Source organism: Escherichia sp. MOD1-EC6475 (assembly GCF_003046645.1).
GTDB lineage: Bacteria > Pseudomonadota > Gammaproteobacteria > Enterobacterales > Enterobacteriaceae > Escherichia > Escherichia ruysiae.
The window spans coordinates 23,187-29,608 of the sequence record NZ_PZKQ01000010.1; the positions used below are offsets into that span (position 1 = coordinate 23,187).

General features: G+C 41.6%; 4 protein-coding genes. 3 read left to right on the plus strand and 1 reads right to left on the minus strand.

The window, feature by feature from the left end:
* Window positions 1-7 precede the first annotated feature (7 nt).
* Window positions 8-946 (minus strand): hypothetical protein, encoded by a 939-nt coding sequence (locus tag A7589_RS02290; protein ID WP_108188701.1) that lies wholly within the window; start codon window positions 944-946, stop codon window positions 8-10.
* Between the two features lie 331 nt (window positions 947-1,277).
* Here A7589_RS02290 and A7589_RS02295 point away from each other — a divergent pair, with 331 nt between their 5' ends.
* From A7589_RS02295 to A7589_RS02305, 3 genes are all read left to right on the plus strand, one after another.
* Window positions 1,278-2,639 (plus strand): tyrosine-type recombinase/integrase, encoded by a 1,362-nt coding sequence (locus tag A7589_RS02295; protein WP_101806136.1) that lies wholly within the window; start codon window positions 1,278-1,280, stop codon window positions 2,637-2,639.
* Window positions 2,636-4,186 carry a site-specific integrase gene (locus A7589_RS02300; RefSeq protein ID WP_096917202.1) on the plus strand — a complete coding sequence of 517 codons (1,551 nt, stop codon included), beginning with the start codon at window positions 2,636-2,638 and terminating at the stop codon, window positions 4,184-4,186. Before A7589_RS02295 ends, A7589_RS02300 begins: the two co-directional genes overlap by 4 nt.
* A partial coding sequence (locus A7589_RS02305; protein WP_108188702.1) for a hypothetical protein occupies window positions 4,183-6,422 on the plus strand: 2,240 nt, incomplete at its 3' end. The genes A7589_RS02300 and A7589_RS02305, both read left to right, overlap by 4 nt.

Sequence of the window (6,422 nt, forward strand, 5' to 3'; positions counted from 1 at the left end):
GCTTTCCTTATTGGTTTTTCACGTCAAGATTAATTATTGTTGATGCATTTTTCGAAGGTGAGGGGAGCCGAATGCCACTCAACCTGTTAATGATGGATTCGCAGAATACAATGTCATTATCTTTCTGACTTGCATCAAATGCAGATATGCCACCATAACCGTCTGCGAATATCCTGGCATGACACACCGCATCATTAGCACCATCGATTCCGGAAATGGCTTTTGATAATGCATCCGTAATTATTTTAGTGTCATGCACTAATTCCTTCTTGCTTCGTCCATCCTGAGTGGCGAATGAGTATTCTTTCTTTACAGTTTCATCACAATATAATGCTGCACTTTCAGGTGAGTACATTCTCAGTTCCAGCCAGCTTGAGCTTGCACTCGAACCGGCGCTATTCACCCATGTCATTAACATGCTTTCTTTTTTGGCTACCCTGATGACGTACACATCCGTAGTATTCGGACCACCCGCTATGGTTGAGCAGATTTTATGAAACTCAATGCCTCTCTTCGTGAGTGATGAGGCAGGATTGAATGTACAATCCTCATTCAGATATCCACCACATTTTGATGGTGCCATTGATATATATTCAGGGCCGAATTTGGCTGGCATTGACGTTCCAAGGGAAACCTCCCAGCCTAATTCTTTTTTCCTTTTCTCCAGCACTGTTGATTTAACGCCCATAACATTGATGCGAGCAAATCCAGTGCGGAGTGACATTCCGGAAGCTGTTTGCGTAACACCGTCAGCCCAAACAATATCTGAGTTTGACTGCCAGTCCCACGACAAGCCGTGACCAGCATCCGGCATTGCTGAATAAACAAAATCACCCAACTCAGAACTGGGCTTTCCCGAAAGAGATTCGGGGGAAATATCTTCAGCGGATATAGCGTAAGGCGGGAGCATCGCAACCATAACAGATAACAGTATTAATCCTTTCATTTGAATCAGTTCCTGAAGCGAACATTCAGAACATTCAACAAGCCCGGTGAAGGCCGCAAGACATTTCAACCGTTAGGCGAACCAACCAGACTCAGTACATCCATATTCTGCGAGAACAAGGATGCCCACAAATCACTGGATTCTCCCTTGGTTTATGTTGGTGCGCATAATGTATATTATGTTAAATCATGTTGATTGTTAACTTACTTCATGAACTTAGATGGCTCGCATAAAATCATAGGGTTAAGCCCCCTCTTAATCTTTAGTTTGCTGGCGTTATGTTTAAGAGCTATTTTCTTCATATCCACGAACCTCTCTGAGGATGTCTCAGATGTATGTACTTGACCAGTTGAGCGTTGCTCCTAACCGGCGACTTTGGACATTGGTTGACACCACTACTAACTTACCGCTTCTGTTTCCACTTCTCTTTCTCATTGATCGCTTAGCTTCACGTTCCGAATCCACGCAGTCATCTACGCTACAAGCTCTAAAGTTTTTTTATGAGTACTGGTATCAAAAACATGATGTCACTTTCTGTTTGAGCTTCCAATTGTCTGGATACAATCCTTCGATTGCGGTTAGTGAGCTTGAAGCATTTCTTCATTATCTTGAATCAGGAAAGCTTATGTTGCCTACACTCGGATATGCAGTAATTAGCAAGCACAATACTAATATAAATCATGTACATGCAGTCTGCCGTTTTATAAACTATCTGATCAATACTTACGTTTCTCCTCGTTATATGGATGGCACCCCAAAAGAGCTTTCTCGTTATGCTTTACAATTATCCAAGCGTTTGTCGACCTATCGTTCTGATTTTCGACCCAGCAAGCAAAAGCATTCACACAAACATTTTAATAGCCTTACAGCAGACATGGTCAGGAGATTTTATGAGATTATTAGACCAGAATCGTCTTTCAAGCCAAATCCTCTTAATCCCTTCCCTGCTGGAGAAGTTCAATTCAGAAATTATTTAATCTGTCGTCTTCTTTTGAATTATGGTTTGCGAGTAAGTGAATTGCTCCTGTTAGAAAAACACTCAATTAAACCTAACATCCAAGGCGGACAATTCAGTATCATAGTGACGTCTGTAGATGATGATGTCAGAGATCCAAGAAAACGATTGCCATCATTAAAAAACTCATGGGCGCATCGAGTTTTAGCGTTAGACATAAATGATTACAACCACTTGAAAATATACATTGATAAAATAAGTAAAAATACCTCTCATAACTTCATATTCACATCAACAAAAAGTAACTTGCCTCCTCTATCATATCACTCTATATATGATATTTTCTCAAAAATTGATTGTGTATTTAAAAAAGAGTACCCGCAATTCAGTGATGAAAAAAATATTGATTCTGTAGTTAGCATAACACCACACGTAACTCGCCATACATGGGCTTATTTGATCTTAAAGAGAATTTATGCTGCTAAATATCAGTCTGTTATGAGAAATTGCAAGCTTGCCGGAGTTGATTTCGCTATTGCAGGTCTGATGAGTGAAGCTAAAGATGAGCTTCGTCTTTTAGGTGGATGGAGTCATAATAGCCGCATGCCAGAATTTTATGCCCGGCGTTTTCTTTCTGAGCGAGCTAATTTTTCCAATGTCACACGAATTGCCGCTGACTCCTCAGAGGATGAATTTTTTTCATTGATACATCAAGCGTTTGGGGAGGTTATCAAATGAATAAAATCCCAGCAATAGAAAGCGAAGATAAGCATGTCTTTTTTTCACGTGAACAAATGATACAAATAAAAAGTCTCTACATCCCTTCAAAAATCCACTTAAGGTCAGCTGATGTTTTTGATGACAAGAATATATTTGCAGAGACTAATGATTGGGTGTTCCATTACTCAGGTAGCCAGTCACACATTAATTTCAAAACGGATGATTACACGACTAAACTAATTAAGTATATATTATACCGTTATGCATCATCAAAATCTCCTGGGACTATTTATCGTGTGCATCGCGCATGGCTAGACGCAATTGAATATGTTTCGAAGCAAGGAATGTTTAACTTTAAATTGTTAAGCTCTTTCCTTGAAAAAGAAAGCTTATTGCCGACTTATTTTTTCTGTATTGTTTTTGGTCTGAAAATTCTTTGTGTAGATGAATTTCCGGGTTTTACTTTAGATGACTACGAAGACCTTGAATTGATCCCTCGCCCTAATTCAAATGATTGGAATGTATATCAAAACATAGATAATATCCTTGACCCATTTGAAAAGAACATGATCAGCAAAGGTCTTTTTGAAATGGCTGCTGCTATCTCACGAGGCAGAAAATACAATCTGGTGGACCTTCGCAATGCCACTGTTCTGGGGCTAAGTTATGTCACAGGTAGTCGTCCGGTTCAGTTAGCTAAATTGGCTGCTGGTGACTTTCGAATCGATACTTGCAGTACGACAACAGGGTTGGTTCGTTATAGCGTTCTTTTACCTTATGCTAAACAAAGGTACGTCACTACGGATCGGTTGATTCTGGCGCTCCCGCCAGAAATCGGTGCACTGGTTAAGCATTATATAGATGAAGCCAGATTATTACCTACCGATAAAATGTTTAATATGGGGGGATCAGCACCTAAATTTGTTTCTCAGTCGATTAGCCAAACGATTCTATCCTTTAGCCCACAAGATTACCAGTTTGCCGTATCGTGCGGTGAAGCCGCCCTACCTTCAATAACATCAACTGATTTGCGCCACAACGTTGGTCACTCACTTGCAATGCAGGGCGCTAGTGCAGAGGAAATTGCTCACATTCTCGGCCATTCATCTCTGGTTGTAGCAAAGCACTACATCCGTGCGACCCCAGCCTTGGCATTGATCCGCGCTAAAGCACTCGGTTCTAACCCTGTGTGGCAAAACATGGTGGCTATGATGCTTACTGGGAAACTAGTTCCTTCAAAAGAATGGGAAGGTCGACGCGTGGTTGGTATGGTTGGTGATCGATTACACTATGAGATTGGTGGCTGTGCGAGAACCGATGATGAATGCCCCTTCTGTGAAGTTCGTTGCTGCTATGGTTGCTTATATTACCGCCCTTTCCTTGATGGCCATCACCAGGGCGTATTGAATAGCGTCTCTAAAGAAGTCGATGAGCTGATAGCAGTATCAGATAGTGTTGGTAATGCTCTCAATCCACTAATTTCTATCCACGAGACGACGCAAATAGAAATCAAGTCAGTGATTGCCCGTTGTCATTTGCATAACGTCAGAGGTTGTGGGAAATGAAAAAAAATATAGCGAACTTTGAGACTTTTATCATAGAACAGAAAGCTTGGTTCGAAGAGAATCTGGCAGCAGATTTTGCAGAATCATGGGATAGCTTTGTCTGGATATGTGGGATCAAAGGATCCGGCTGGTTACGTGGCAATGGGGCTAATTTATTACGTTTTGATGAGGTTAACCGGCTCAAAGGGATCGATGATCGCCATACAGTCTCCGAGCCTTATCAGTTGTTCATGAAAGCGATGCTGGTACTCGTCTATCGAGGGAGAAATCGCAGTATTTCCTCTGCGGTTGCTGTCGCAACGCTGATTATTTTGAAACGATGGTACTGCGCTCTCATTAAGTTAACTGGGCAAACACATCCCATCTATCTGACTACAGATGTCGTACGTAGCGCAATGGATACTCTGAGTGCAGCTTCCCGGCCAGGTGATACCAACCTAGCCAACTACAAGGGGCGTTGTGTTAAGATTCAGAAATTAGTAAACCATCACGCCTTCACATTAGTAACATTGCAATATGTTTCCGATGATTGTTATACCAATCAGACTAATTTGACCCGGAAAGCCCGGGAAACAATCTCACTAAAAGAAAAAGACAAGCTGGATGATACTTCCACTGATGGTGAAGATACACTGATTACCATTAAAGGTTTCCTCAATATCGTGTCGTTAATCCAGCGAGTTGAAAGCGGTACTGAAAAGATTGCCCTCAATTGTCTTCTGCTACTGATCGTCACTGGATTCCGTTCTGTTGAGGCATTCAATCTCAGACAGGATGCCTTGGTCAAACGACATATAGATAACTCTGACCTCAGCAAACGTCTGCGGAATAAAGGATTGCCAGATTATTTTCTTGGCATACGCTATGTTGGTGTTAAGGGGGCTGGCGAACGAACGCATTGGGTCGAGCCTTTAGCTGTACCTCTGGTCGAAAATATATTTAAGTCGGTGAAGTTACTAACAGCTGAGTTTCGCAAACATATCGAATATTTACGATCAAAAAAATTTTCTGATTATTTACCAAAGCCAATCAGTGATATTACCAGTGAACTCGTTGAGCTTGATGATATTGTAAAATACATGGTCCAGTCCTCATCAGAGCTTCGGGGGCGTGCAGGCTTACGTGATAAAGCTTCGAAAGCATTAGAGAAACGTGGCTTTATACCGGCAAAAGTCATCCTTAAATCAGGTAATGAAAAAGAAAAATATTTTACAAAGTCTGATCTTAGTCATTTTCTTAAAAGTGAATTCGGTGATAACAGTGCAAATACTCCCTGTACTCATGCATGGGCAGAAAATGGCAAAAGATATGAGATTAAATATGAAGAGCTATTGTTCCTTTTCCCCAAAGGATCACTGACTCTCAAGAGAGTATTGCAACTAAAAGCCACGCCACTACCATTAAATAATAACGGCCTAAACAAATTTCTAGGTAACGTTACTGGCTATGTATCTGTTTTCAGCAAATACAGGTTGCTTGAAGATGACGGCCGCCCTACTCAGCTCCGAACGCATATCCCTCGACACAACATTAATACTTTTCTCGCAATTGCAGAGATCTCAGACCACTTACAAGCGATGTTGATGGGGCGTGTTGATATTACTCAAAATCAGCATTATCAGCACCTGGCTCTCAAGGAACGGCGAAAAGCATCTTCTCTAACCCCTTTAGTTCCAACCGTACCGGAGCAGTCAGCATTTACTGCTGTTGACGTTGATTCACCTCTCGATATGGTAAAGCAAAGCGGTTTAATGACGTTTAATAGTACCCAAACTCTGGAAACCAACATAAAGGCAAACCTGCATACCTTTGATGATCGTAACGATGTTGCTGGTTTCATTGAAGCGTCGTCAGGGGATGGATTATTCGAAGACATAGCCGCTGCGTTCGAGGAAATCAGTAAAAACGAAGGGCCATTACAAGCGTCTGAAATGGTACAAAGGCATGCGGTATTGCATCCATTAAAACTGGGCTCCTGCATGAGAGACGTTAACTTGTGGGGATGCCCTTATCGAATGAAGTGCCAAGCATTGAAACCCTGTGAGCATTTCACGTTGACAGGTCGTATTGATGAATACTCAACTATTGCAGTAAAAGGTCGGGCATTAAACGAGGCTTCGCTCGCTTTTGAACAGTATATCGCGGCCCTTCCAGACAACCAGTTAATACAAGGCAATATCGAAGAAAATCTAACTCACCTGGATGCCTTAAGCGAGCATGGATTTGCCCCTATATT

What these genes read in the sequence shown, in the direction of transcription:
- A7589_RS02300 (WP_096917202.1), top strand. Translation starts at nt 2,636, where the DNA reads ATGAATAAAATCCCAGCAATAGAAAGCGAAGATAAGCATGTCTTTTTT.
- A7589_RS02290 (WP_108188701.1), bottom strand. Translation starts at nt 946, where the DNA reads ATGAAAGGATTAATACTGTTATCTGTTATGGTTGCGATGCTCCCGCCT.
- A7589_RS02295 (WP_101806136.1), top strand. Translation starts at nt 1,278, where the DNA reads ATGTATGTACTTGACCAGTTGAGCGTTGCTCCTAACCGGCGACTTTGG.